Here is a 3,731-nt window from a genome sequence, read left to right on the forward strand (position 1 = left end):
ATGTGCGTCCGACCATTTACCGACAAGATCACTGATGATCCCTCTTAACTCGGTACGCCGCCGGCGATTGTGGGCAGCCTCAAGGTCAAGCAAGAATTCCATGACGCGCCGGGCGACGTCTTGGATCCGGAAATAGGTCGGAAACGGGCCTTGGATTGCCGACCATCCCCTCTTCTGTTCCACGAACAGCATCGGGAAGATCGTTTCGAGATAGAGCGGGCATTCGGTGCCATCGTAGCGGGCAACGATCGGCAGATCCCAACCGAGGAATCTAGCAAGATACGCGTGAAATCCGCTTTCGTTCGTAGCAGCGCCCGGGTCGAGAACGAAGTAGTCTCTTTGCTCGTTGCGAGGAAGGTCGAAACTTAAGGTAGGACCCTGCCAGGTCTGTATCAGTTTTGTGTTCTTTCCTCCTACAACATCGCGGTGAAGGACCACGATCTCGCCGTTTGTATTTTCAAGTTCAAGTTCGACATAAGACTGTAGAACGAGTTCATACGGCGCATCCTCGAACTCATGTATCCGCTCACGCATCGCATAGGGTAGTGGAATAGAAAGCTGGGGTCCGAGCGAACGTTCGAGCCCGAGGGCGTATATAATCGCCTGTAAGCATGTGGATTTACCGGACGTATTTGGAGCATGGACGACATTCAGACCGGTGCTGAACGGAATGTCGGTCCCGAAGGCTCGCGAAGCCGTGAAAGAGCGCAGTCGCAAATGACGCAACTTGATCACGGCTTGTGCCTCTCGCCCAAAAGTGCGGCAACCATCGTCTCCGTTATCGCCTTTGCTAGATCTGAAATAATCGCCTTCTCCTCCACGAGCGTATCGTGCATGCCCATGACCGCCGCTGCGGCTGCGGTGCCAGACTTTGTAAGTTGGAGAGCTGCACGACCCGTCGCTTTGGTCCAAGTCGCGAGATTTTCTCCCACGACGAAGTCGATCGCGCGAGCAAATGCCGGCTCGACTCTTAAGTTCCAGGGCAGGTCCAGACGGATTCCATCAAGTGCGGATTTTAGTCGCGCGTGCTGATCCGATCGAATCGCGTCATTGAGGATATGTAGTTTCGCCAGGGAAGCGCGATTGGAGCGGGAGCAGACCAGCATGGTGAGAATTAGCGACACACGCCACGCGATACGAAGATCACCAGGTACCGGTATCGGCCGACGCCGAAAAGAGAAGCGCCGATGCAGGAGATCGATCTCCGGCACTTTCAGCTTCCTTCCGGAAAGTCTAGCGGGCAGCGAATGAGCCAGTCGCTGACTGTGCCCACCGCGATCTGGACAACGACACCCGTTGGGAGTGTGGGAAGTGCCTTCGCCATGGAGGCTTCGATCCGCTCGGTGCTAGCCTCCAATTGCTCAGCCGGAAGTGTGGAGGTCGCGCCGACCGCGATCAGGCGCGTCTCCTCCGCTTCAAGGGTTTGAAAGGCTCGCTCCCATAAGACAGAGTGATTTTGGCGCAGCTGCTGAAGCGCGTTCTCACGATAAAGATGCGCCTTTATGTAGGCGTCGCGGCGCTGAGCGATTTGTATTGGCGCGGCTCCGGAGCCATAAGCTCGCCCGAGCTTGTCGTCAATTCTCGCACCGATCGATGTCTCGCCCGCAGCCGAAACGTCTGAAGGTGAAGGCATATCGACACTCAACGGGGGGCCGAGGGAAAGCGCCTTCAACTGCTCAATTTCGCCTGCAAAGTCTTCCTGCGAATGACACAGAGCCTCGAAGTCATTGGCAAGGAAGCTCAGCCCTTCGACCTTAACGGCAAGGCCTCTCTTGCGAATATCTGCAACCACATCCTTATTATCGAGAAATGGGCTAAGAAGTATCCAGCGCCTTGCGGGAATGCCCGATAAAATGGGCTCAATCTTCTCTTTATTCTTCACAAGTTTTGGCAGATCACGCCCCGCCTTAGCCTTCATCGCACTCGCTGCTTTCTTGACGTCCGAAACCTCTTCAGGCGCATAACACTGGTAGAGACAACCACACGTCGTAAAAAATTCGAGCCCCGCGTCACCACCGACAGAATCGGGAACGATCTGTACGTTTTCTGGCCCATGACGCCGCTGCACCAATTGCAGTGCGTACGCCTGCCACTCATCCCCTTTCCAAGAACGACGAAAAGTCATTTCCACCCCTCAAATAGGTCCCGGACCGACAGAGCGACGGTCGCAGGTAAATATTCCTTTTGCGTCCTCAGCTTCTTTCCAGAGCTGGAACCCCAATCTTTATCGAGTGTCTGCTTCCCCACCCATACTGCGTGGACCTTGGTCATATTGCCATGCTCTCGAATGGCAGCAAGAGGTACGCTCCGGCTACCCGGCGATTGTTCGCCTCGTGGCGCTTGGAGTGCATCGTCACCGCAATCCATGATTACGCGACGCTCAAGCCGCAGGAAGCATCATCCGCAATTGGCTCGCCAGCAGGCGCTCATCCCCGGCGAAGCTCTCGATCATGGCCGAAAGAAACGGATCCGGCACCAGGAGACCGAAATCAAGCGGATGCCCGGCATATGCCGCAACAAGCGCCATGAACGCGAGCTGCGCCCGCCCATTGCCGTCCCGGAAGGCGTGGATCGCATTCAGTTCCGCCAGAAAATGGGCTGCATCCACGGAGAATTCGTCGGCCGACAGCCCTCGAAGAAACTGGCGATCTCCAAGCCATCGGAATAGAGCGGCAAGCTGGCTTTCGATCTGTTCGGGGTAGCAGAACATATTGCCGCCCTTCGAAATCCGCACGGTTCTGAATTTTCCTGCCCAGGCATAGACATCCTGAAACAGGTGGCGATGGACCGCCTGGAAACGCTTGACCGCAGGACGGGTTATAGGGATCGGGTCTCCCGATCGCTCTCGCGTGATCTCCGCCTCGAACTCTTGCAGGCGATCCTGCTCTCGAATATTGAGTTTATTGATAAGAACCGTCGTTCCAGGATAGCAATATGGATCTTCAGACGCCTCATACATGATCTAGGATTCAGGACCTGTCGCTGAATGCCTTGATGATCGCGTGACGCCGCTGCTCGGAGGAAAGATCTTTCTTTTCGAACTCGATCGCACGCTTGCGAGCCTCTTTGGTCGGCTTGATTCCCTCCACAGCGCTGATCTTTGCGAACGGATCCCGACCGATGGTTATGCTCTCTCGAATCCGCCCCTCTCGGCTGTGAATCCGGACCTGCCCCCCGCCGGCTTGGACCGCCTCCCTGGCGGCTCTGACGGCTTCAGCCTTGCTCTCGAAGATCGCTGACGCACGGGTCCTGCCATCGGACCTTACGGCCCAGCCCCCCTCTATGGGGACGACGTAGCGAACCGCGGGCTTGAAACTCCCGGAGGCGCTGTCTCTGGGCTTCTTTGTCGTATCGCTCATACCATCGTCGAAGCAGTTTGCCGGTCGGATCGCACCATCGCTTACTCCAGACTGTGGGTTATCTGCCGCTCCGTGTCACCAGCGTGATTGTGTCACGCCACGCAGCTCGGGTCAGCATTGCCGCGACGATGCAGACCGTTCGCTCTCGATCGGATCAGACGAGAGATCGCACCTATTCCCGCAGACGGGCCTCGGCCTCACGGACGCCGAAGATGGAGTCGGATCGAAGGCGCGGCAAGGTCCCTGCCGCACCTCTCGTCAGTCCTCGACAGCCGGCGACCGCCGAGGCGGGGGGGGCCCCCCCGGGGCCCCGCGCCGCCGCTTCCCGTCGATAGATCGACCGCCTTCCATCGGCCTCCGGCCGGGCGCGAC

General features: G+C 57.5%; 5 protein-coding genes. All 5 read right to left on the bottom strand.

Annotated elements, in window-relative coordinates; genetic code table 11:
* A partial coding sequence (locus tag AAHM41_RS39495; RefSeq protein ID WP_342242121.1) for an ATP-binding protein occupies positions 1 to 735 on the bottom strand: 735 nt, incomplete at its 3' end.
* The gene (locus AAHM41_RS39500; protein ID WP_342242122.1) at positions 732 to 1,211 is read right to left on the bottom strand and encodes a hypothetical protein; all 480 of its coding nucleotides are present in this window, start codon (positions 1,209 to 1,211) and stop codon (positions 732 to 734) included. The genes AAHM41_RS39495 and AAHM41_RS39500, both read right to left, overlap by 4 nt.
* Before the next feature lie 2 nt (positions 1,212 to 1,213).
* Positions 1,214 to 2,125 carry a hypothetical protein gene (locus AAHM41_RS39505; RefSeq protein ID WP_342242123.1) on the bottom strand — a complete coding sequence of 304 codons (912 nt, stop codon included), beginning with the start codon at positions 2,123 to 2,125 and terminating at the stop codon, positions 1,214 to 1,216.
* Between the two features lie 255 nt (positions 2,126 to 2,380).
* A complete protein-coding gene (locus AAHM41_RS39510) occupies positions 2,381 to 2,959 on the bottom strand; it encodes a Fic/DOC family protein (protein ID WP_342242124.1) in 579 nt (192 codons plus the stop codon).
* 10 nt (positions 2,960 to 2,969) lie between these two features.
* Entirely contained in the window at positions 2,970 to 3,359 is a 390-nt protein-coding gene (locus AAHM41_RS39515; protein WP_342242125.1) for a DUF2188 domain-containing protein, read from the bottom strand.
* Positions 3,360 to 3,731: the final 372 nt, after the last annotated feature.

This window comes from Inquilinus sp. OTU3971 (genome assembly GCF_038440215.1).